Origin of the sequence: Bradyrhizobium sp. sBnM-33 (assembly GCF_032917945.1) — a bacterium.
Lineage (GTDB): Bacteria > Pseudomonadota > Alphaproteobacteria > Rhizobiales > Xanthobacteraceae > Bradyrhizobium.
The window spans coordinates 2,153,349-2,174,846 of sequence record NZ_CP136624.1; the positions used below are offsets into that span (position 1 = coordinate 2,153,349).

The 21,498-nt window shown below is 59.7% G+C and carries 16 protein-coding genes and 2 pseudogenes; 13 read left to right on the forward strand and 5 right to left on the reverse strand.

The features are described 5' to 3' along the window. Nucleotides 1-407 precede the first annotated feature (407 nt). The 8 genes from RX328_RS09985 (at nt 408) to RX328_RS10020 (ending at nt 8,329) form a co-directional block, all read left to right on the forward strand. Complete coding sequence (locus RX328_RS09985; RefSeq protein ID WP_213255891.1) at nt 408-1,568, forward strand: alpha-hydroxy acid oxidase; 1,161 nt, start codon at nt 408-410, stop codon at nt 1,566-1,568. A gap of 260 nt (nt 1,569-1,828) precedes the next feature. Continuing rightward, the gene (locus RX328_RS09990) at nt 1,829-1,981 is read left to right on the forward strand and encodes an amidase family protein (RefSeq protein WP_213255889.1); all 153 of its coding nucleotides are present in this window, start codon (nt 1,829-1,831) and stop codon (nt 1,979-1,981) included. 162 nt (nt 1,982-2,143) lie between these two features. After that, nucleotides 2,144-2,332, forward strand: a complete 189-nt coding sequence (locus RX328_RS09995) for a hypothetical protein (protein ID WP_213255888.1) — start codon at nt 2,144-2,146, stop codon at nt 2,330-2,332. Nucleotides 2,333-3,073: 741 nt separating this feature from the next. After that, on the forward strand, nt 3,074-4,168 hold the full coding sequence (locus RX328_RS10000; RefSeq protein ID WP_213255886.1) for an ABC transporter ATP-binding protein: 1,095 nt from the start codon (nt 3,074-3,076) through the stop codon (nt 4,166-4,168). Nucleotides 4,169-4,269: 101 nt separating this feature from the next. Beyond that, nucleotides 4,270-5,319 (forward strand): ABC transporter substrate-binding protein, encoded by a 1,050-nt coding sequence (locus tag RX328_RS10005; RefSeq protein WP_213255883.1) that lies wholly within the window; start codon nt 4,270-4,272, stop codon nt 5,317-5,319. A gap of 73 nt (nt 5,320-5,392) precedes the next feature. Further along, entirely contained in the window at nt 5,393-6,643 is a 1,251-nt protein-coding gene (locus tag RX328_RS10010; protein WP_213255881.1) for an ABC transporter permease, read from the forward strand. Nucleotides 6,644-6,648: 5 nt separating this feature from the next. Then, the gene (locus RX328_RS10015; RefSeq protein WP_213255879.1) at nt 6,649-7,479 is read left to right on the forward strand and encodes an ABC transporter permease; all 831 of its coding nucleotides are present in this window, start codon (nt 6,649-6,651) and stop codon (nt 7,477-7,479) included. A 289-nt stretch (nt 7,480-7,768) separates the two neighbouring features. Then, nucleotides 7,769-8,329, forward strand: coding sequence for a cupin domain-containing protein (locus RX328_RS10020; protein WP_213255905.1), 561 nt, complete (start codon nt 7,769-7,771; stop codon nt 8,327-8,329). 581 nt (nt 8,330-8,910) lie between these two features. On the opposite strand, the gene RX328_RS10025 is transcribed toward RX328_RS10020, so the two are convergent. From RX328_RS10025 to tnpA, 3 genes and pseudogenes are all read right to left on the reverse strand, one after another. Continuing rightward, nucleotides 8,911-9,216, reverse strand: coding sequence for an NAD(P)-dependent oxidoreductase (locus RX328_RS10025; protein WP_283772443.1), 306 nt, complete (start codon nt 9,214-9,216; stop codon nt 8,911-8,913). 61 nt (nt 9,217-9,277) lie between these two features. Continuing rightward, nucleotides 9,278-9,925 (reverse strand): annotated as a pseudogene (locus RX328_RS10030) (NAD(P)-dependent oxidoreductase); the annotation flags it as partial. Between the two features lie 331 nt (nt 9,926-10,256). Continuing rightward, a complete protein-coding gene (gene tnpA, locus RX328_RS10035) occupies nt 10,257-10,580 on the reverse strand; it encodes an IS66-like element accessory protein TnpA (RefSeq protein ID WP_213255877.1) in 324 nt (107 codons plus the stop codon). A 339-nt stretch (nt 10,581-10,919) separates the two neighbouring features. On the opposite strand from tnpA, the pseudogene RX328_RS10040 reads away from it, so the two are divergent. The 4 genes and pseudogenes from RX328_RS10040 to RX328_RS10055 all read left to right on the forward strand — a co-directional run bounded on the left by RX328_RS10040 (nt 10,920) and on the right by RX328_RS10055 (nt 15,643). Next, a pseudogene (locus tag RX328_RS10040) lies at nt 10,920-12,306 on the forward strand (IS1380 family transposase). A gap of 366 nt (nt 12,307-12,672) precedes the next feature. Then, the gene (locus RX328_RS10045) at nt 12,673-13,683 is read left to right on the forward strand and encodes a sterol desaturase family protein (protein WP_213255870.1); all 1,011 of its coding nucleotides are present in this window, start codon (nt 12,673-12,675) and stop codon (nt 13,681-13,683) included. 159 nt (nt 13,684-13,842) lie between these two features. Beyond that, a complete protein-coding gene (locus RX328_RS10050) occupies nt 13,843-14,163 on the forward strand; it encodes a Rieske 2Fe-2S domain-containing protein (protein ID WP_249727118.1) in 321 nt (106 codons plus the stop codon). Nucleotides 14,164-14,425: 262 nt separating this feature from the next. Beyond that, nucleotides 14,426-15,643, forward strand: coding sequence for an NAD(P)/FAD-dependent oxidoreductase (locus RX328_RS10055; RefSeq protein ID WP_213255868.1), 1,218 nt, complete (start codon nt 14,426-14,428; stop codon nt 15,641-15,643). Nucleotides 15,644-16,454: 811 nt separating this feature from the next. On the opposite strand, the gene RX328_RS10060 is transcribed toward RX328_RS10055, so the two are convergent. Further along, a complete protein-coding gene (locus RX328_RS10060) occupies nt 16,455-17,297 on the reverse strand; it encodes a sugar phosphate isomerase/epimerase family protein (RefSeq protein WP_213255866.1) in 843 nt (280 codons plus the stop codon). Between the two features lie 485 nt (nt 17,298-17,782). After that, on the reverse strand, nt 17,783-19,132 hold the full coding sequence (locus RX328_RS10065) for an FAD-binding oxidoreductase (protein ID WP_409410902.1): 1,350 nt from the start codon (nt 19,130-19,132) through the stop codon (nt 17,783-17,785). Between the two features lie 835 nt (nt 19,133-19,967). Here RX328_RS10065 and RX328_RS10070 point away from each other — a divergent pair. Beyond that, complete coding sequence (locus RX328_RS10070) at nt 19,968-21,455, forward strand: CoA-acylating methylmalonate-semialdehyde dehydrogenase (RefSeq protein WP_409410901.1); 1,488 nt, start codon at nt 19,968-19,970, stop codon at nt 21,453-21,455. The last annotated feature ends 43 nt before the right edge of the window (nt 21,456-21,498 follow it).

Below are 21,498 nucleotides of genomic sequence, written 5' to 3' on the forward strand. Positions count from 1 at the left end.
ATTGCGGAAATGGCATGCCTCGACACAAAAACAGGCGTTTCGCGACAGAAACTAGCTAGCGAGGAGAATACAAAATGAGGGGCGGTGCTTCCAAAAAAATCAGAATCGCGGCCAGATTTGCGATCAGCGGGCGGTGTGGCTCTGAAGCGGCGTGCCGATGTGTGGATTGTTCGCATTCGTCACTTCTTGACGAGGTACTGTTCATTTCTTTCTCTCAGCCCGGCACCTTCACATTTGTAAGACCCCCATTGGGCGATATGCGCTCCCGGATTGATTCCATGATCGCGGCCGCGTCTGGACTCGGCACATACTGGCAGTGTTGCATCTCGCCAAGATCCAGTTAATGCGCAAGCGCAGGTCGTCAGTGATCGACAGCATTACAGGCACTCGATTCGGAGCAGGATCATATGAACGATTTCCTCAACCATGCAGAAGTCCGGCAGATCGCGAAGCGTCGGCTGCCGCGTGGCATCTTCGAGTATATCGATAGGGGTAGCGAGGACGAGAATGCGCTCCAACGGAATCGTGGTGCGTTGGATGCGGTGCGGATCAAGCCCCGGGTGCTCACGGGCGGTGGTGTTCGCAGTCAGGCCGTATCGCTCTTCGGCCAAACGCACGAAGTGCCAATCATCGTCGCCCCAACTGCCTTTGCCGGGTTGGTGCGGTACCGGGGAGAGATCGAGCTGGCCAAAGCCGCCGCCTCATGCGGGGTGCCGTTCTGTGCAGCAATGGAAGCGATAACTGCCGTCGAAGAAATCGCAGCAGCGAGTTCTGCTCCGATTTGGTTTCAGCTTTATCTTTGGGACAAGGACGAGCTCTGGCGAGACCTGATCGAACGGGCATGGAAGATTGGCGTGCGGACATTGGTGCTGACGGTTGACACGCCAATATCTGCTAACCGGGAATTCAACACCCGCAACGGCTTCGGTATGCCATTCAGATATTCCGCACGCAATATAAGCGATGTGGCTCTCCATCCGCGCTGGGCGATCGGAGTCTTTGCGCGCTATCTCGCGACAGGCAAAGTCCCGTCGTTCGCAAACTATCCGGCCGCGTATCGCAGCACGATATTGGGGAGAGGCGCGGCTCGTAGCATCCGCCATGAGTCCGATCTTGCCTGGGAGAACGTGCGTCGGCTGCGAGATCTCTGGCAGGGCAACCTCATCTTGAAGGGCATCCTTCGCACCGATGATGCGATCCTCGCGGCGAAGGTGGGTGCTGATGGCATCGTCGTCTCAAATCATGGCGGACGTAACCTGGACAGCGCCCCGGCTCCGATCGAGGTGCTGGCGGAGATCGTCGACGCGGTCGGTAAGCAGATTACCGTAATTGCGGATAGCGGCGTTCAGCGAGGCAGCGATATCCTCAAGCTCCTTGCAATCGGGGCCAAGGGCGTCATGATCGGCCGAAGTTTGCTATACGGCACCACGGTCGGCGGAATGTCCGGCGCCACCCGAATGATCGGGCTCCTGAGGCGCGAACTTGACATTGCCATGGCGTTGAGCGGGTGCAAGGATGTCCACGAACTGGACAGAAGCCTGCTCGAGATGCCGGGTCGTGTCGGTTGATTCCGAACTCGGGACGCTGGTTCGACCGGTTCTGCGCCAGGCGCTCACGCCAACATTCCGCCCCGGTTTTTTAGCATTTGCCGCGCGAGGGCACGATAGCGGTCTGCGCCGAGGCCGACATCGCCATCCGGGACCCAGCGAAGGAAGTCATCATATGCCTCCGCGGGCTCGCCGACGGCCGTGGCGGCCGGCATGATTCCCCTGCCGGCTTGTACGCAGGCGGCGGCCCGATAGTCCGGCCTACCTGCGGCGTTGCCGCGATGAAGCCGTCTTGCGCGCTGCTGCCGACGGTCGGCGTCAAATGCTATTCAAGGACTCTCGACACCACCGGCCTGTTCGCGGCCGGCGTCGAGGACATCGGTGTTGCGCTCTCGGCGATTACGCGGGCCGAGCTTGCGACGCACAATGCTTAAGAGATCGCTCCGCATCGGGAGCGTCACCTAGAATTTTGCTCCCAAGCTGGACGCCGAAGCGAAGAGGGGCTGCAGACCGCAATTGCGGCCGTGAAGCGCGCCGGCACGTCTGCTCAAGCACCGAAGCTGCCCAGATCTTGTCGAAGAAGCCTGGCGCATCAATTGGTGATCATGGATTTCGAGGCGCATCGGGCGCTGGCCTGCGAGCATCGTGACGAGATCGCGCAAAAGCTTCGCGCCTACCTGGACGAAACGCTCGGTATTCCCAACCGCTTACGACGAGGCGCTGTCGGCCGCGCTCTATGCCCGCTGCGCCGGCCGACGCCTTTTGTAATCCCGATGTTCTGCTGACCTTCCCAGCGCCAAGTGCAGCGCCAGAGGGCCTCGGCTCGACCGGCGACCCGCGGTTCAACCGTCTACGGACCCTGATGGCGAATCCATGGGTCAACGTTCCGGCCATCTTTGCAGAGGGCCGATTGCCGGTGGGGCCAGGTCGTCGCGCGCTAAGGCGAGAATGCGACGGCGCTGTCGGCCGCGGGCTTCGTTGTTGACGCGCTGCGCCGCCGTCTATCCTGATCTCGTCGAGCAGGGAGAGCAGCTCCTACTCGGCATCGTGGGCGCCAAGGTGGCATTGCACTGCGCGAGCATGGTTTGCTGCGCATACCACCAGCAGTAGCCGGCGGCATCGCACTCCTTTTTGCGCGACAGCCGATACGTCGAGATCGGCGGCCCCACCGTGATCGGAACGTAGCCAGCCTCAGTCGCCGGCTTGTTCATTTCAAAGCTGAAAGGCCGCGTGCCTTGCTCGCGCCCACCCAGTTCCCGGATAACACAAAACACTCGCATTGCAGTAGCTAGCGCATAATTTCGGCTAGTGGAGCCGCCAAATCAAAGAATTTCAGCGCCGGGAGCCCATAGTATTTGGATGAAAGAAAAAACCGACCGCAAGGTCGCAAAAATGCAAGTGGGAGGGACAATGAGCCGAGCTCAACCGGACGCTCGAAAAACCGCAATCCGTCAAGAAGAACATCGGGGTCTGGTGGTCGCCGGCGCCGCGGCAGCTGGAGAGCGCCGGGACCGGGGAGAGGGGTAATGCCAGGCACGTTCAATGCATTTGTGAAGTTTTCCGAAGTCCAGAAGACTTACGACGGCGAGACGCTGGTCGTTAAGAATCTCAACATGGACATCGCTCGGGGTGAGTTCCTGACAATGCTGGGGCCGTCTGGCTCCGGCAAGACGACAACCCTCATGATGCTCGCCGGCTTCGAGGTGCCCACCCAGGGTTGGATTCTTCTGGAGGGGCGCTCGATCGAAAACATGCCCCCGCACAAGCGCGACATCGGCATGGTGTTCCAGAACTACGCACTTTTTCCGCATATGACCGTGGAGGAGAATCTCGCCTTCCCGCTCAAGGTCCGAAAGCTCGGCAAATCGGAGGCCGAGGCCAGGATCAAACGGGCGCTCGACATGGTCCGGCTCGGCGCCTACGCCAAGCGACGGCCCGGTCAGCTGTCCGGGGGCCAACAGCAGCGCGTCGCGCTCGCCCGCGCGCTCGTCTTCGATCCCAAGCTCGTGTTGATGGACGAGCCGCTCGGCGCGCTGGATAAGCAGCTCCGCGAGCAGATGCAGCTGGAGATCAAGCATATTCACGAGGATCTTGGCGTCACCGTTATCTATGTGACGCATGACCAGAGCGAAGCGCTGACCATGTCGGACCGCATAGCGGTGTTTAACGACGGGGTCATCCAGCAGCTCGCTGCGCCCGCTGAACTGTACGAGCGACCGCAGAACGCTTTTGTCGCCCAGTTCATTGGCGAGAACAACCAGCTGAACGGCAAGGTCGTAGCGATGAACGGCGCGACTTGCAAGGTTGAGATTCCGGGCGTGGGCGACGTGCAGGCGCTGCCGATCAATGTCGAAGGGGTCGGCCGGCCAACCGTACTATCGTTGCGGCCCGAGCGAGTGAAGCTGAATCCGCTGCCGGGGTCGCTGCCCAACGTCCTGAGCGCGCTGGTTACGGAGCTGATCTACCTGGGCGACCATGTGCGGATCCGGGCCTCTGTTGCTGGCCATGATGACTTCGTCGTCAAGCTGTCAAATTCGGAAGGCGTTGCGCAGGTTGAGCCCGGTGCGCTGATCACGATCGGCTGGAAAACGGAAGATTGTCGGGCGCTCGACGTGCCGTGACCATGAACCGCGGCTCCGCCGCGAGCGGGCTGGGCGGGTCTTGGCCGTCTCCATCCTGGGGATGGCATAGCAGGAGAGAGTAGGCGATGAGGAAGTCATTGATGATCACGGACGTTCTGGCCGTGACCGTGCTGGCAGCAGGGGCGCTTGCACCGACGAAACCCGCCTTTGCGGGCGATCAGCTCACGATCACCTCCTGGGGCGGGGCTGCTCAGATGGCCCAGCGTAAGGCTTTCTTTGAGCCTTTCGCGAAGCACGCCGGCGTGAAGGTCACTGAGGGGGAATACACTGGCGAACTGGCGAAGATTCGGGCCATGGTCGAGTCCAAGAGCGTGAGCTGGGACGTTGTCTCCGCCGACGCGAATGCAGTCGTACGGTTGTGCGCCGAGGGCGTTCTTGAGACAATCGACTGGAATAGGCTGGGCCTCGACCGGGCCAGGTTCTTGGGCGCGGACAAGTTCGACTGCGGAGTACCCGATAACATCTATGCGACGGTCCTCGCATACGACAGGGACAAGCTGCCGAACGGCCCAAAGACTATCGCCGATCTGTTCGACACACAGAAATTCCCGGGCAAGCGTGGGCTGTACAAGAGGCCCTTCGGAAATCTTGAATGGGCGCTGATCGCTGACGGCGTGGCCTTCAGGGACGTCTACACCATTCTCCGCACACCCAAGGGCGTCGATCGCGCCTTCAAGAAGCTCGAGACGATCAAGAAGGACGTCATCTGGTGGGAGACTGGCGCCCAGGCGCCGCAGCTTCTCGCCGACGGTCAGGTCGTGATGACCTCGGCCTGGAATGGCCGGATTTATGATGCGATCAAGAACTCCGGCAAGCACTTCGAGATCATGTGGGATGCCCAGGAGCTGGGGATGAATGCCTGGGTGATTCCCAAGGGCGGTCCGCGCCTGGACACCGCCTACAAGTTCGTCGCATTCGCTGGCTCACCCTCGGCACAAGCCGACGAGACCCGTTACATCTCCTACGGGCCCGCCAACATGGACGCGACCGCACTTGTCGATCCGGCGATGTTGCCGCACCTTCCCACTGCACCCGAGCATATGGGCAATGCCCTGCTAATCGACCCCGTCTTCTGGGGCGACCACGCCGACGAATTGAATCAGCGCTTCACCGCCTGGCTCGCGAAGTAACACCAAGCAAGGAACGGCGAGGAGGACTTCCGTTCTCCTTGCCGCCTCGAACGGACGGATGAGAGAGGAATCAATGGCGACGATGGCTGCCCAAATCGCCGGCACTGCCGATGGCGTGCCGCTGCGGATCAAGCTGCAGCGGGTCGAGCGCTGGCGCAAGCTGAAGGCTCTCACCCTTGTTCTGCCGCTCCTGCTCTTCATCCTGATCGCCTTCGCCCTGCCGATCGGTCGGATGATATTCAACGCTGTTCACGATGATACACTTCTGAGGTTGATGCCACGCACGATGGCGGAGCTCAGGGGATGGGATGGCAAGGACCTACCCGACGAGAGCGTCTTTGCCGCGCTGGCGGCTGACCTGAAACTATCCTGGTCTCAGAAGACTGCGGCCGAGATCGGCAAGCGGATGAACTATGAGTTGCCCGGCGCCCGCAGCCAAGTAACGGCGAGCGCTCGCAAGGCGAGCGCGCTTTCCACCGGCCCCTACAAGGCGGCGTTGATCGACATCAACCAGCTCTGGGGACAGCACGACGTTTGGAGTTTGCTGAAGCGTGGAAACTCGGCCTACACGGCCTACTACCTCCTGCGCTCCGTCGATTTGCAGTACGGCCCCGACAGCCAGATCGTCACCTCGCCGCCAGAGAACGCGATCTTCCGCAACATCTTTCTGCTCACACTTGGTATCAGCATCAGCGTGACCGCCGTCACCCTCCTTCTGGGTTTCCCGGTTGCCTATCTTCTGGCGACTTTGCCGGCCAGATCCAGCAATCTGCTGATGATCATGGTCGTGCTGCCGTTCTGGACCTCGCTGCTGGTGCGCACCACCGCCTGGGTCGTGCTCCTGCAGCAGCATGGCCTCATAAACGAGCTATTGATGATGCTGCATATCATATCTCAGCCGGCCGAGCTTATCTTCAACCGGTTCGGGACAGTCGTGGCCATGACCCATATCCAGCTGCCCTTCACGCTTCTGCCAATCTACAGCGTGATGAAGACGATCTCGCCCAGTTATGTCCGCGCCGCCCGCTCGCTCGGCGCAGGGCCGTTCTACGCCTTCTGGAAGGTCTACTTTCCCCAGACGCTGCCAGGCATTGCCGCCGGCTGCCTGCTGACCTTCATCCTGTGCCTCGGCTACTACATCACCCCCGCACTTGTCGGGGGCCCGACGGACCAGATGGTCAGCTATTTCGTCGCCCACTATACGAACGAGGAGCTCAACTGGGGCATGGCCTCCGCCCTTGGCGCCATCCTGCTCACTGCGACCCTGCTGCTCTACTATGTCTTCAACAAGTTGGTCGGCGCCGACCGGATCAAGATGGGGTAAGAACGATGGCCGCTTCCGCCTATGCTTCTCCACTGGAGAGGGGCTGGTACTACCTGCACCGTCTGATCTGCGGGTCAGTCCTGCTGTTCCTGATTGCGCCGATCCTCGTGATCTTCCCGCTGTCGTTCAATTCCGTGCCGTTTTTCACCTATCCAATGCCGGGGCTGTCGCTGCGCTGGTATGAGGAGTTCTTCCTGACCGACCGTTGGCAGGGCGCGCTGCACAATTCGATGTTTGTCGCGGCGTCAGTCACGCTGCTGTCCACCTTGCTGGGCACGCTTGCCGCACTCGGGCTCAGCCGGCCAAACTTTCCCTGGCGCACAACCGTAATGAGCCTGCTGATCTCGCCCATTATCGTTCCGGCCGTGATTACCGCGGTGGCCGTGTATTTCTTCTATGCCGATGTCGGACTGCTGAACACCTATACCGGACTGGTCCTGGCACACACCACGCTGGCCACGCCTTTCGTCGTCATTACCGTAACCGCGACCCTCCTGAATTTCGACCACTCACTGACTCGCGCGGCCGCCGGGCTAGGTGCGCCACCCATCACCGTCTTCTTCAAAATCACTCTGCCCCTGATCCTGCCGGGCATGATCTCCGGTGCGCTATTCGCCTTCGGCACCTCCTTCGACGAGGTGGTGATCGCCCTTTTCGTCGCCAGCGCCGAACAGCGTACCTTGCCGAGAGTTATGTTCTCCGGCATCCGCGAGCAGATCAGTCCGACGATCATGGCCGCCGCGACTGTGCTGACCCTGATCTCAATTATCATGCTAACCACGGTCGAGCTGCTGCGCCGGCGTTCGGAGCGGCTGCGCGGCATCCGCAACACCTGACCGTTCCTGTCGCATGTTGACCCGCAACTGACTGGCACTGCTGTGGCGCAAGCTGTTGCAACCACCGCCTCATGGCGACGGCGCGAAATAGAACCAAGAAGATGAGACAGGAGGAGACATGCATCGCCAGTTTTTTTGTATGCTGCAGCCATCCCTCCTGCAGTGGTGCGAGCCCAGTCGCGGAAGTTTGAGGGACTCGTGCTCAATGTTAATGAATGCGGCCGTGACTTCGACCGGCTGCTGAATGGCTAATTACGAGGCCGTCGCTTGTACCCGGCCGCCTGGAACGATGACTGACGGCGTCAACGAAAAAATCGGTGCTCGCCTGCGTCAGATCAGGCAACGCAATCGGCTCTCTCAACGCGCGCTCGCAAAGAGAGCCGGTGTGGTGAACTCGACCATATCCTTGATTGAATCCGGACAGACAAATCCATCTGTCGGGGCGCTGAAGCGCATTCTGGATGCCATTCCGATCAGCCTGGCGGATTTCTTTTCGCTGACAGAGGAGGGCCGGGAGCAAATCTTCTTCAGGAACGAAGACCTGACTGAAATCGGCAAAGGTGGAATTTCCTACCTTCAGATCGGAAATAATACGGTTGGCCGTTCAGTCCAGATTCTAAAGGAAACATACACACCAGGATCCGATACAGGAAAGGTCAAGCTCATTCACGCCGGCGAAGAAGGCGGAATTATCATCACTGGGCGCCTCGAGGTCACTGTTGACGATCAGCGCCGTGTATTAGGTCCTGGCGATGCGTATTATTTCTCCAGCCTTCGACCGCATAGATTCAGGTGCATCGGAGCGGAGCCATGCGAAGTCGTTAGCGCGTGTTCGCCGCCATCGTTCTAATCGCAACCTGGGGTCGTTCTGAAGATCGCAAGTTGTGGGGTTATGGCGCGCGTTCAGTGGATGTCAGCTATAGAGGTTAGCCTGCGAATTGGAGTTGCAACGGGGATGGCCAACCGGTTCATATGCGCTGAGGCACTCTTCTTTCCGATGATGCCGCGGCTCTATGACTGCACTCCTTGAACCCGAACTGATGCTTCCGAATTGAAGGTCGCAGCTTATGCATTTGGCGTGAATCAGGAAGGTTTCGCGTCTGGGTTTTCAGTCATAGACGGGTTAATGCAACGACGGCCAATCTCCAGTCCAACCTGACCGCGAACTGGTCCTCGCGATTGGAGCGTCGGCCGGAGGACCATCAACTCACGAGGCGTTATCTAGGTTGGTTGCGATATGTCATTGGTTTAATCAACGATCGATCACCTCATACGTTTCGGGGCCGGCAGCGAGAGGGATGCCGATGCCAAACGCAGGAAAGCGAGGCTCAACTCTCGCGTTCTTGCGAATCGACACTTCACCACTCCGCGCCCTTTTCAGCTGCTTGGCGCACCGTTCTTCACGGTCGTAAGGTGTATCTATTTGTTAGATCAATAGCCAAGGTCGAGGTTGATAGCGCAGGTGATCTGCTCGCCGGCTGCGAACTCGACCAGGGTCCGAGTGCCCTGCTCAAGATGCCTCTCAAGGACATCATCCGCATCCGAAGCCTGGTCGTTGGAGCCGATCACGTTCGGCAGCGTGTGAAAGTCAAACCGCGGGCCATTGCCGCCCGGAAAAGCTGTCAGGGACCGGTAACGCCACCACACATCCGCAGCGTAGCCACGCAGACGGCCGGATGTAAGCGCCTCGTAGAGCGGTTTTTCTTGGGTTAGGGCCCCACGAGCAGTATTGATCAGAAAAGGCTGAGGGCTTCATGGCCTCCAGTTCCGCCCTTCCAAAGAACTGATTAGTTTCCTTCGTGCTTGGCGTCGCGAGGACGACGTAGTCACACTTGCCGAGGAATGAGTGCAGTTCCTCCATGCCGTATATCTCGTCCACATGTCCTACAGGCTTGCCTTTGTTCCGGCGAATACCGAGAACATGCATGTCGAGCCCTTTGGCCTTCTTTGCAATGCGGCTTCCGATCTCTCCAAGGCCGATGATCCCGAGAGTCCTGCCTTCAACGATCGCTGAGCGGTACTCATCCGCCCAAACTGGGAACAGTCGACGTCCTTCCTGGAATACCTGATTTTTGAATACGGTCTTTTTTGCGAGAGCAAACATGAACATGATCGCCTGCTCGGCAACTGCAATCGCGTTCGCTCCGCGATCATTCGCTACTATGACACCTTTCTGCTTCAGCAAGGGAAGAGGGAGGTCATCGCATCCAGCATGAAGCCAGCTCAAAATCTTGAGATCTTCTGCGATCTCAAAGATTCCCTCGGGCACCGTCCAGCCAATGAATGCGTCAGCGTCCACCGCGTCGCGCTCGATGTCCTCATAGGTGCATTCAAATCGGGAGAAGTACTTTCCGCGAGGTGCCACCACTTTCGTACCTGTCGGCAGCTGACCCTTAACGAACTTGATTTCATCGTCGCTTGCGTGCCACAAGCACAGGACTTTCATTAGATTCAAGCCTCCGTGTGTTCGCCGAGGCTCTAAGCCCCTGTTGGAGCAAGATTCCACAATTTGGTTCAGGCACCCAAGAATTGCAGTCTAGATCACCATATGTGCCCCCCACTGCGTTTGGCTGCGTGATTGCGCGAAATTCCCGCAAAGATTGAAGTAGATTCGCAGTAAACCATCGTAAGCATCGTCCGGCGGCCGGTAGCGGCGAACATGATCGCTCATCCTGCAACTCACTGGAGGCATTTTCTGTAGCGCTTCAGAAAAGATGGATTGGTCTATCCGTCGCCATCATCGCCATGCCCGTGCTGCGGCGGCGTCCCGCACAAGATCAGCTAGGATGTAACCGAGACGAGGTCGATCTCCAGTCCGTTCCGGGCCGCCGCACGGGTCGCAACCGTCGGTCATCCTTGGACAGCGGCATCGCATCTTCCGCGCTCGGTTCCACCGCCGCGGTGATCTGCACCGGCGTAAAACATGGCCCGACCTTCTCGACTGTCCGGGCCTGGCGGCGCCAGGTGAACACGACGCTGGCCGCGACACAGTTGCGGCGCGCAACATCTGTCACCTTGGCGCCCGGTACCAGCGTTTCCTCGACGATCCGAGCCCTGTCGTCCTGCGACCAGCGCCGCCGCCGCTCCAACCCGTCCAACACCTCGACCCGCATCGCCTGTCAGAAGACGGTGTTCGTCGGAACCGTACCTTGCTCCCCTGACAATGAGCGATGAAGCGAGCCGAACTGAAGTCGCTGACGATGCGGCGGAAGACGGCGCAGGCGCTCGCTCTGAGAGCCCGATCGTGCGACCTGCGCGGAAGGTGGTCAGACAAGGAAGTGGCGGCCAAGTCTGGACAGACCGTAGGCAAGTGGCCGCGACGTTTTGTCGAGCGGCGTCTGGCTAGCGCGCATTTCTCACAGAGTTAGGCGCATCGGGGCGCCGAATCAGCGAAAGTTCTTTTGCGAGAAGTACTTTGCGATGATTCGAGGAGCGCCCCGATGCCGACGGAGTGTAGCGCAGAGCGGTTTGATTTTGGAAGAGTGGAAGGCCGCATCGTGGAAGCGGCCTTTGATGCTGGACTGGTGACGTCGGATGCCGGCGCGCTGCTTCTAGGCGCGACCGATCGGGCGATCGATCTGGTGGGGCGCTTTGCAAATTGCTTTCGCGATCATCGCCGGCAGGATCTGATCGAGCATGCGATCGGGACGCTCGTCGGACAGCGGGTCTTTGGCATCGCGCTTGGCTACGAAGACCTCAACGATCACGACGAGTTGCGGCATGATCCGCTGATGGCGGTGCTTTCGGGCAAGCTTGCGGCCCGGCGTGAAGACTGCGCGCCGGTGGCCGGCAAGTCGACGCTCAACCGGCTGGAAGGAGCCTTCGCGCTATCACAAGATCGCCTATGACGCGGCGGCAATCGAGGCGCTGCCGGTGACGCTGTTCCTGGAGGCGCACCAGCGGCCGCCGGCGCAGATCGTCCTCGATCTCGACGCCACCGACGATCCGCTGCACGGGCATCAGGAGGGGCGCTTCTTCCACGGCTACTACGACTGCTACTGCTATCTGCCGCTGTACGTGTTCTGCGGCCGGCATCTGTTGGCGGCCAAGCTGCGCCCCTCCGACATCGATGCCAGTGCGGGCAGCGTGGATGAGGTTGCGCGGATCGTTCGGCAAATCCGTGCCCGCTGGCCGTTCGTGCGCATCCTGCTGCGAGCCGACAGTGGCTTTGCGCGCGAGGCGCTGATGGCGTGGTGCGAGGACAACCGCGTGGATTACCTGTTCGGGCTCGCCCGCAACACGCGCCTGGTCGCCATGATCGAAGAGGAGCTTGCCGCGGCGAGAGCCGCGGCCGAGAAGACCGGCCGCCCGGCGCGCCGCTTCAAGGACTTCCAGTGGACGACGCTCGATAGCTGGAGCCAGGAGCGCCGCGTCGTCGCCAAGGCGGAGTGGACGCACGGCGAGGCCAATCCGCGCTTCGTCGTCACCTCGCTCAAGCGGGCCGAGGCCGGCGCCCGCACTCTTTACGAGGACATTTACTGCGCGCGCGGCGACATGGAGAACCGCATCAAGGAATGCCAGCTCGACCTCTACGCCGACCGCACATCGGCTCAGACCATGCGCGCCAACCAACTGCGGCTGTGGTTCGCCGCGATGGCCTATGTGCTGATCTGTGCGCTGCGGCGCATCGGCCTTGCCGACACCGCCTTTGCCGACGCCACCTGCGGCACCATCCGCCTCAAGCTCCTGAAAATCGGGGCACTGGTGCGCATCTCCTGCCGCCGCATCAAAATTGCCATGGCCTCGGCCTGCCCAGCCGCCGAACAATGGGGCCGCGCCGCTCGCCGCCTGGCCGAAGCCGCCAAGGCCCGCGGCTCGCCGGCCTGACACGCGCCGCCGCCACGCGCCAAATCCGCGGCATCATCAACAAGGCCAACGGAGATACACAAAACCATCTCGCCGCCAGCGCCTTCGGCGCCACGGTCCTCGTCGCCTTCGCGCCGACCCACCAATGCCCGTCGCAAATCAATCGGCCCCGTGAGAAATGCGGGCTAGGCTGCAGACGAGCCGCGCTGCGGGCGCCGCGGGCGAGTGCTGGCAGGCCCTGTCAACTGGAATCCGTCGAGGAAAGGCCTTCAAACGCAGAACTTAATCGACGACACGGTTTATTTGCATGAATTCAGGTTGAGATTCATGATCTGTTTGGTGTCATCCGCGCGCCTATAAGGCTGCCGCAAGGCATTGGAGAGCCAGGTGGACGACACCCTATATGGTACCCGTGACAAACGGGGGAGCTGGACGCCCAACAAGCGGCCTACGCGTGCGCCGGTCTTCCTCTGGCCCGTTCAGCCGAAAAAAATTCTGGTTTGGCTGTTCGGATATCCTGGGTATCTGTGGCCCTGGACAGCAGGCTTGTTCGCGATCTCGTTCGTTTCCTGGACATACCTAACACCGTCTCTGGAAACGATGCGGGAGTTCGGCGCCGGCTGGGTGTCGCTCATCTTCCTGCGCAATGCAGCGCTGGCAGTTCTGGTCTATGGCGGCTTCCATACCCTGCTCTACATCCAGCGACGTCAACAGACTGACTTCAAATACAATGCTAAATGGCCCGACCCGGACAATTCGGCGTTCATGTTCGGAAGCCAGACCGCCGAGAATGTGTTCTTGACGATGTGTAGCGGCGTCCCCGTGTGGACGGTCTATGAGGTGTTCGCCTGGTGGATGTTTGCCAATGGGTACATATCTTATCTCGATCTTCAACAACATCCGGTCTATTTCATCGCGCTATTGCTGCTCGTACCGATGTGGGCGTCGTTGCATTTCTATTTAATCCACCGCCTGATCCATATCAGGCCGCTCTACCACATCATCCACAAGGTGCATCACAAGAACGTTAATCCGGGCCCCTGGTCTGGCCTGTCGATGCATACTTTTGAGCACATCATCTACTTCTCCGGGTTTCTGATCTATTTCGTCGTGCCCTCGCACCCGCTGCACGCAATGTTCTGGCTTATGGTTCAGGCGCTGGTACCGGCGCGGGGCCATCTCGGCTTCGACCGGATCGTGACCGACGAGGAGAAGTTCATCGATACTGACGGCTACAATCATTACCTGCACCACAAGTACTTCGAGGTGAACTATGGCGACCGGTTGGTTCCGTTGGACGAGTGGTGTGGCACGGCGCACGACGGTTCGCCGGAGGCCGACGAGGCCATGTACAAGCGGTTGAAAGCGAGGAAGTGCTCGCCCGCTGTCTCGCATTGATTGTTATAAGGTCGGGTGGTACATGCGCTTCCGTTCCGTGTGCGCTGAACGCACGCGGGCGGTTGGCGTTCTTCCGTCGGCAACGCCAGGAGTGGCCGTAGAATTGTGCCGCACCCGTCGACCGTCGGCGATAGGTAACCTAAATCAGAGGAAGATTCATTGACTATCGTAGGAGAGTGGGTGGCGGCTTGCGCCCTCGATGCGTTACAGCCCGAAGAGGCACTTCGCTTCGACCACGGAGGGCGCACATTCGTGATTATTCGCTCGCCGGAAGGTGACTACTTTGCGATAGACGGCCACTGCTCCCACGAGAAGGTCCATCTCGCAGACGGCATCGTCGATGGCCATATCATCGAATGCCCTAAGCACTTCGGGACTTTCGATTACCAGACCGGCGAGGCACGGGCGCTGCCTGCATGTGTCGACCTGCGCAGCTACGAAGCCAGGGTCGAGGGGAACATTATCTTTATCAAGATCTAAGTGAGCCAGCGGTGAAACAGCGTCGTGTCGAAGCAACGCCTAATTGTACTGCGGTCACTCTGGCCGGTGGAACAGCGCCTTCTAGACGGCATCGAGCGCCCATCGGACCTTACCTGACGACGATCAAGGAAGCGGGATTCGTCCTCATTAGCATGTCGTGTATCGATGTCGCGCGTGTCGCCCTGATTGCGCGCGCTAGGGCCATGTGCTTTGAGGCGCAAGCTCTCGAACATGGTTCGGTCGCTTGAGCAACGAACCCGCAATGGTTATCGTGGGAGCGGGCGAGGCCGGAACGGCCGGAGCGATTGCCCTGCGCGAGGGTGGCTGGCGAGGCCCAGTCATCCTGATCGGCAACGAAGCTATGTTGCCATACGAGCGACCGCCGCTATCTAAGTCGATCCTGATCGAGGAGATGAATCCTGGACCCAAGCTTCTCGTCACTCCGAAGCGCCTCGCAGAGTTTGCAATCGATTATCTCGAAGGACGGAACGTCGAGCGGATAGATCGCGCGGCACACACCGTCACACTTTCGGATGGGGCACAGCTGATCTACGAACGACTGCTGCTGACCACGGGCGCCCGGCCTCGAAAGCTGAGCGTTTCGGTCGCGCCAGGGAGCAGAATCGCGACGCTGCGCACGTATGCGGATGCGTTGGCGATCAGCCGGATCGTTAGACGCGGCTGCGAGCTGGTCGTCATTGGCGGCGGCTTCATCGGGCTCGAAGTTGCCGCGAGTGCCGTGTCGAGAGGCGCTTCGGTGACTGTGGTCGAGGTTGGCCCGCGGCTGCTGACGCGGGCAGTCCCGGCGCCCATTGCCGAACTCATCAGGGCTAAGCACGAGCGTGCGGGCGTGTGCATCGAGACCGGCGCCATTGTCGAGGGTATAGAAGCGAATGAAAGACGCGCTAAAGTCGTGCTGGCAGACGGCCGCACGCACCTCGCCGATTTGGTGCTCGTTGGCGTCGGCGCCGTGCCAAACGTCGAACTCGCGCAAGCGGCTGGATTGGCCGTCGACAACGGCATCGTGCTGGACGAGACGCTGACTACCTCGGATCCGCACGTCTTCGCGGCAGGCGACTGCTGTTCGTTCCCGCATCCCCTCTACGGCGAGCGGATCAGGCTGGAGGCGTGGCGCAACGCGCGGCAACAGGGTGCGGCGGCCGCAGCCAACATGCTGGGCGCGAACCGCCCCTACGAGAACGTGCCCTGGTTCTGGTCGGATCAATACGACGAGACGCTCCAAATCGCCGGTCTCTGTCGTGAAGAGTATGTCCCGGTAGCCAGGAGCCTTGGCCCGAAGGGCCAGCTCTTCTTCTACCTGGCCGCCGACGGACGCCTGGTCGCAGCATGCGGCTTCGGTTGCCTGGGCTCGATCGCCAAGGAAATACGTTTCGCCGAGATGATGATCGGCAGACGGCTTGCTCCCAAGGCGGAAGCGCTTGCAGATCCGGCGGTTAATATGAAATCTTTATTGGTTTAGCATCGAGCTCTGCAGGCGGGGGTGAAGAACATCTCGGCTGGCTTAGAACAACGCTGTGCGCGGTTTCTCGTTCATATCTCCCGAAGGCGACGCGCTCGCCGTCTGGCTGGTGCGCAACGTCGAAACCCGTCGCCGGCCCCGCTCGGGTCCGCTGTTCAGCAGCGACCGCACTGCAACGCGGAGTGTCTGCAAGTCGTAGCTCAAATTTCGCGCGATGCCGTTCGGCGAACGCAATTTTATAGCGCTCAAATCGTCGGACCTCCTGACAAAAGCTGTACGACGATCAGCCTATCGGTCTGTGACGACAATCCTTGGTCCGGACGGTCCATGCAGATGTTTCCCGCAAGGGCGACGCGATGATGAAGCGGAAAATGGTTAGAGTCTCGGGCCAAAGCTGCGGGCGCTTTGGGCCGAGTTGAGGTCGCGCAGGATCGGAACCGCTAGTGGCGTTCGCGTAAATGTCATGCAGGGGGTGGTCGAAACCAAGGTACGCAGCGCCGAAACGGCCAACTCGACCAGGCGGGAAAGCATCACGCCGTCAACACTGCGCGCCTCCTGCGACGCAGAACGAAAATGAAAGGCCGCTCACAATCTAGGTCGGCCGTCGCATTTAAGATCAGTCAACCAGCCCCGGCGACCGGAGGCAAGCCGCAACCCAACAACGGGAATGTTCGATAGCAACGTTTCCGGTCAGGAACCAGGCTGTTTATTGCCTTTCGGGCACGCTTCTACAGCGGGCAGGGAGGCCGCCCCAATTGGGCGCTTGTTTGCAGCTTTGCAGGCAGCACACAGATCGTGGCGCCGGCCGGGCTCACGGCTCTTTAGCGATCCGGTCCCACAAGACCCGGATTATGTTTTTCATGACCAGCGCATCCTGCCAACGATCGGAAAGCTCTTTGCCGTCCGGACCCGTGATGGCGTAAGGTGGCGGACCCAGTTCACAGAGGAAGGTCAGAGTCGCGTCCGGCGCGGCGCGCCTCTTCCAGGAGCGCATGCCGTACTCCCACCAAGCCATGAACAAGGAAACCCAGCCCTTGTGCTGCGGAAAGCCAAGCGAGACCTGCACCTGCTCGCGACTTCCGATCCGGCCATGAATGCCCCAAGCATTGTCGAGAATGCGGTGGATCAGCGCGTGGTTGGCGTCATCGACTGGCCAGGCGAATTCTCGGCCGACCAAATAATGCGAGAGATCAGCCGTCAGCCGTAGATCCGGAAAGCAATCGAGAAGCTGGAGCGTGAAGAACAGATCGGTCGTCATGCGGTCGCGATGGGTCTCGACGTGCACGGCGACACCGGCCTGTTCCGCCAGTCGCCGCCAGCCTTCAAGCAGGGGAATGCAGGCCTCCAGCCGCTGCGGACGAACATCCGGCTGCAGGTTGACATGATCGGCACCGAGCCGCGCCACTAGCTCGAGCACGGGCTTTAATTCATCGACAGTCTTCGGATAGCACTGCGCCTGCCAGATCATGCCATGCGACTTCAGGAATCCTGCCGCCTCGGTCGCGAGGACGGGATCGACGAAGCGCACGCCAGCGCCATCAAATCCGGCATCGCGGATCATCGCGAGCTGGGTCTGCAGCGGCCATTCCGGAGTATCGGCCAGCCGCCGCTCCATCGCCCAGAGCGACTGCAGGACGCGCAGTTGTTGCGCCATCGATCAGGCCCGCGCCGGCATGACTGCAGGCAGCCTGCTACTCGCGGCGGTGTCCGAGGCGATGTCGTGCTGACCGTTCTTTGGACCGCTCCAGATTATGGCCAACGTGCAGGCCGCAAGGAACATGGCGTAGCGGGCGCCGGCCACCATGTGTCGTAAGTCGCCACCTGGTTTACACCACCGGGCTGCCCCCTTGCCGTCCGAACACGCGGTCGAGTTCGTCAGGTTACATTTTGTCGTCGTAATGGGCATGGGACAGCACCTTTTTGATCGAGACGGAAGTAAGCGATACGAACCAGCGAGAGGGATATCCGGACGATTTTGAGCCTGGTACATAGACAGCAGTTGATTCGACAGGGTGATAGAGCACATTTGCTCGGCCTGCGCTTTCTTCAAGCTCACGTTCGAAGATCAAATTTGCGAGCTCCCAGCGCTGCCCAGCTACTATCCCTCGTGATCTACTGGCGCGGCCCAGAACTCATCCATCAAATCACTCTCCCCGGATTGAGTATGCAGCGCGGATCAAGCACCTGCTTGATCCGACGCATCACCTCCAGCTCTTCTGGGCTACGCGAATAAATGAGATAATCCCGCTTCAGCGTACCGATACCGTGCTCGGCAGAAATCGATCCTCGATGTTGGCGCACGCGCTCGTAGACGATCGTGTTGATACGATGCTCCGCGCTGGCATCGATCGGCCCGGCGGAAATGCACAGATGGATATTGCTGTCGGCGACATGGCCGAAAACGGAAACGTGAACTCCTGGATACTCCGTCTCCAGCGCTGCGGTCACTTCCTTCGCATACAAATCGAGGACACCAATGGGCAGGCTAACATCGTATTCGATAAGACGTGGCAGCGCACCCAATGAAAGTCCTTCGCGTATCTTCCAGAACCGGCCGCGCTCCTTTTCGGACTGGGCGATCAGCGCATCCGATATCAGCCCTTCCTCAAACATTGCACTCAGAAATTCCTCCAAGCCGACCGTCTCGCCGGATTGCTCAATGATGACGATAAAAGGGTAATCAGCCTCAAAAATCTCAAAACCCTCCGCTTGGCAGCTGAAGCGGAAGAATGTTTCCCACATCAACTCAAACGCCGAGAGGCCGGTCAACGATTTCCGAGCTTGACGAAGCAGTGCGACGACATCCTCGTAGCTGTTCAATCCACACAACGCCGTTGCCCGATGGACTGGAAAAGGCTTCAGCTTCAGCACCGCGCGAGTGATAACACCTAGTGTCCCTTCCGATCCGATGAAGAGCTGCTTCAGATCATACCCGGTATTGTTTTTCTGCATGCGGTTGAGCGATGAAATCACCGTCCCGTCGGCCAGCACCGCCTCCAGCCCCAGTACATTATCGCGCGTCACACCATGACTGATGACGCGGATGCCACCTGCGTTGGTGGCAAGATTGCCGCCGATCTGGCACGAACCCCGCGCGCCGAGATCGATTGGCAGCAGAAAACCCGCTTCTTCCGCCGCCTTCTGCGCCACTTCCAGAATGGTGCCGGCCAGCACCGTCATCGTGCCAGCGGCGGTGTCGATCTCCTCAACACCAGAAAGCAGGTCCATGGCAATGACCACATCATTGGGGTCCGGATTGGCCCCGCCTGCCAGCCCAGTCATACCGCCCTGCACCACCACTGGGTTGCGATAGCTATTGCAGACTCGCAACGCCTTCGAGATTTCCTCGACGGAGCATGGCCGGATGTAGATCATCGGCAAATGGTGGCCAGTATGGCTGCTGTCGCTCCTCGCCTTTGTGGGGATGCGCTCCCCGGTCAGAACGAGCTGATCGCCGAGCGCCTGTTGCAACGCTCCAAGAAGCTTCACGTCGTCCGGCCTGCTCATGAATATCTCGCTACAAAGAGACAATGGTGCAGAAAGTTCAGCAGACCGGTCACTTGCAGCTCTGGCAGGGCGACCAGATGCACTGGGGTCGTGATCGTCGATCGCAAGCTGGAATGAAGATTCCCGCGTCATTTTTTTTGTCCAAGGTCTGCTAGCGGCTAAAGCCGTCGAAAATCATACGATAACAACACTTGGGTAGAGTCTTGCAAATCACTTGTTTGCGCAGAAATCCTGCATTTGAGGGCTGCAAAATGACGTTTTGCGGAGGGGCTCGAGAGGTGCTTTTGATTTCTCATCGCCTTTCAGGAGTGTTTGTGTTGCTCGCTAATTGCAACAGCATGAAGCAATTTCAACGCGATAGCGGCGGAAAGAAAAGGACTTGTTGCGCGACGAAGAGCGTGGCGCTTTAGCGTCGCGTTTGCAGGAGCCGCAACATGAATTCTGGCGTCATCTCGAACAAATCTGGCGGTTCACCGCCAATCGTCAGTTCGGCCGCCGCGTCTTCTCAGCTCAGCACAACGGATGCACTACACGAGCATCGATGGAAGAAAGATCATTGGCGATGCGGCCGGCATTGGTGCGTGAATGCAGGTCCTCGACCGTCCGCTGATGTTCAGACCGTCGAACGGTAGTTGATTTCGCTGGATTGCGCACCCTGGGTTCACATGAGCCATCTCATCGCATTCGAGTTTGCGCAGAAGCTCGCTTCGATTGCGCCGCGTGGCCTCCATCCCGCGTTTCGTCACCGGATTCGAGGTCCTCGGCAGCTAGATTGCTTAAGAACCAAAAGCTCGGAGTAAGACACATGCTAAACTCGATGGGCCATCACATCGGTGGCCGGCACTATGCCGTTCAGGGATCGAGGACGCAGCCGGTTTTCAATCCCGCAACGGGCGAGCAGACGGGGCTTCTGTCGCTCGCAAGCAAGGCCGACGTTGACCATGCAGTTGCGGCCGCGGCACATGCATCCGAAGCATGGGCGGAAACCACGCCACTTCGACGGGCTCGCATCCTGAACCGGTTTTTGCGCATCATTGAAGAGCGCACGTCGGAACTCGCAGCCGTGATCAGCGCCGAACACGGGAAGGTACACGCAGACGCGGTGGGCGAGATCCAGCGCGGCATGGAGGTTGTCGAGTTTGCGACCGGCGCTCCTCATCTCCTCAAGGGTGAGGTCACCGAAAATGTGGGCTCCCGTGTCGACAGCCACTCCCTGCGGCAACCGCTTGGAATTGTGGCTGGCATCACGCCGTTCAACTTTCCTGCGATGGTGCCCATGTGGATGTTTCCGGTCGCGCTCGCATGCGGCAACTGTTTCATCCTCAAGCCATCCGAGCGTGATCCGTCAGCCTCTCTTTTGATCGCCGACTGGCTGAAGGAAGCTGGCCTACCCGATGGGGTCTTTAACGTCGTCCAGGGAGACAAGGAGGCGGTCGACGCCTTGCTTCATCATCCCCACATTTCGGCGGTCAGCTTCGTGGGATCGACCCCCATCGCCAAATATATCTACGAGACGGCGGCGAAGCACGGCAAGCGTTGCCAGGCGCTCGGCGGAGCGAAGAACCATATGATCGTGTTGCCGGATGCGGACCTGGACCAGGCTGTCGATGCGCTGATGGGAGCCGCGTATGGATCAGCCGGCGAGCGCTGCATGGCCATCTCGGTAGCTATTCCAGTCGGGGAGGGGACTGCCAACGAACTCATCGCCCGACTCACGCCGAAGGTTCGTAGCCTCAAGATCGGACCGGGGACCGATCCGGAAGCCGAAATGGGCCCATTGGTCACGCAGCAACACCTCATGAAGGTCACCGAGTACATCGATGCCGGCGTAAGCGAGGGCGCGAAACTTATCGTCGATGGTAGAAATTTCAAGATGCAGGGCTACGAGAAAGGATATTTCATCGGCGGGTCGTTGTTCGATCATGTCAAGCCCCAGATGAAAATCTACAAGGAAGAGATCTTCGGTCCCGTCCTGTCGGTGGTGCGAGCGAAGGACTACGGCGAAGCGGCCACCCTCATCAATGCGCATGAGTTTGGGAACGGAACCGCGATCTTCACACGCGATGGAGACATAGCGCGAGAGTTTGCCCATCAGATCAAGGTCGGGATGGTCGGCATCAACGTTCCTATTCCGGTACCGATGGCGTTTCACTCGTTCGGAGGTTGGAAGGCCTCGCTCTTTGGTGACCACCATATGCATGGTCCGGAGGGCGTTCGGTTCTACACGCGGCTGAAGACGATCACATCTCGATGGCCAACCGGCACTCGTGCTGGCGCCGACTTCATTATGCCGACGATGAAGTAGTCGCCTATCAACTTACGGCAAATGCAAGTGGCACGCTCGTGCG

Coding starts and splice junctions, on each gene's coding strand:
- RX328_RS09990 (WP_213255889.1), top strand. CDS start 1,829: ATGAAGCCGTCTTGCGCGCTGCTGCCGACGGTCGGCGTCAAATGCTAT.
- RX328_RS10015 (WP_213255879.1), top strand. CDS start 6,649: ATGGCCGCTTCCGCCTATGCTTCTCCACTGGAGAGGGGCTGGTACTAC.
- RX328_RS10000 (WP_213255886.1), top strand. CDS start 3,074: ATGCCAGGCACGTTCAATGCATTTGTGAAGTTTTCCGAAGTCCAGAAG.
- RX328_RS10060 (WP_213255866.1), bottom strand. CDS start 17,297: ATGGCGCAACAACTGCGCGTCCTGCAGTCGCTCTGGGCGATGGAGCGG.
- RX328_RS10010 (WP_213255881.1), top strand. CDS start 5,393: ATGGCGACGATGGCTGCCCAAATCGCCGGCACTGCCGATGGCGTGCCG.
- RX328_RS10070 (WP_409410901.1), top strand. CDS start 19,968: ATGGGCCATCACATCGGTGGCCGGCACTATGCCGTTCAGGGATCGAGG.
- RX328_RS10055 (WP_213255868.1), top strand. CDS start 14,426: ATGGTTATCGTGGGAGCGGGCGAGGCCGGAACGGCCGGAGCGATTGCC.
- RX328_RS10020 (WP_213255905.1), top strand. CDS start 7,769: ATGACTGACGGCGTCAACGAAAAAATCGGTGCTCGCCTGCGTCAGATC.
- RX328_RS10005 (WP_213255883.1), top strand. CDS start 4,270: ATGATCACGGACGTTCTGGCCGTGACCGTGCTGGCAGCAGGGGCGCTT.
- RX328_RS09985 (WP_213255891.1), top strand. CDS start 408: ATGAACGATTTCCTCAACCATGCAGAAGTCCGGCAGATCGCGAAGCGT.